Here is a 1,299-nt window from a genome sequence, read left to right as displayed (position 1 = left end):
CGGCTGCTCCTGCTGGATCCAGTGGCCTGCGCCGTCGATCATCTCGATGCCACGCATGCTCGTCGTCGCCTTCGTTCTCATCAGATCGAGCGCGCCCGGCGCCGAATAAGTGCCCCAATCGCTCGTGCCGCCAATGAAGAGCGAGGGGACGTCGATCGTCTTGCCCGAAAACAGGCGCAACTCCGCGTTCAGGTCGGGATCGGACAACACACGATAAGCTTGAAGCGCGCCTTGAAACCCGGTGCGGCCGTACTCCGCGGTGTACACGCCAAGTTCCGCGTCGGTCAGCCATGTGCAGCCAAGGGTTTGGGCGGCGGACGGTTGGAATGGCGCGACGGTTTCGGGCATCGTCTTGCCGAGATCCATCACGTAGTAGGTGGGCATTTGCGCCAGTTCCGCGGCCGTGAGCGCCTTCAGCGGATGCGGCTTGTTTCCCGACCAGTCGGCGCTCTTGACATGGAAAAATGCGCGAAGAAACGCGGATAACCCTTGCGGTGGGTGCCGCATGTCCCGGTTGGCGTTCCGTGTACAGAGGTATTGCTGGTAATGCTGTCTCGGCGGATCGAGCGCGGCAAGCGCCGCCGCCAGCTTCCGACCGTCATTGTTCGGTTGAGCCGGCGATGCCTCGCTTCGCGCCGTGTCGAACGGAAGCGCCGGCGGGCCAGGAAACGGTGCGCTCATCAGCACCACCGACGGAAAGACGTCAGGTCGCGCCAGCGCGCAATACGCCGCCACGGGCGAGCCGAGATCGTGCCCTACGAGCATCGACGTATGCCGATACCCCAACGCCGAAACCAATCCGAGGGCGTCGCGCGTCATATTCAAGAGGCTGAACGGCGCGAGCGGGGCATCATAGTCGTTCGCCCAACCGGTGGTGCGTCCATAACCCCGCTGGTCGGGTGCCACGACGTGGTATCCCGCGTCGGCCAGGATGGGCATCAGATGCCGCCAGCCGTAAGCCAGATCCGGAAAGCCGTGCAAAAGCAACGCGAGCGGCCGGCCGGCGCTTTCATGGCCGGCCTCGAGAATATGGACATCGAGGCCGTTCACCCCGTGGATCATGCGCGAGCGCACCCCGTTGGGAAGCGTTCCTGCGGCGTAGGTCGGCATGGCCAGATCACCTTCTCGTGTGGGGTTTGCGCGGGCAGGTCGAAACAACGCCGCAACCAGGCCGGCTGCGCCCATCGCCAGGACGGTTCGTCTCGGCGCCGATGGCTTGCTCTTGTCGACGGGCATCGCGGCGCTCCTGAATAGGGTGATCACCATACTATGGCGATCGCCATAGTCGGGTCAAGCCAA

Annotated in this window: 1 protein-coding gene; it reads right to left on the bottom strand. The window is 64.1% G+C overall.

From position 1 onward, the window contains the following. Positions 1–1,062 (bottom strand): alpha/beta fold hydrolase (locus AC3IFE_RS32770; protein ID WP_489194701.1); only part of this gene is annotated, 1,062 nt, incomplete at its 3' end. Between the last annotated feature and the right edge of the window lie 237 nt (positions 1,063–1,299).

This window comes from Burkholderia sp. APQ4-4ca (genome assembly GCF_057837105.1).
The sequence above is the reverse complement of the archived record's forward strand: the minus strand, read 5'-3'. Positions and strand labels throughout refer to the sequence as shown.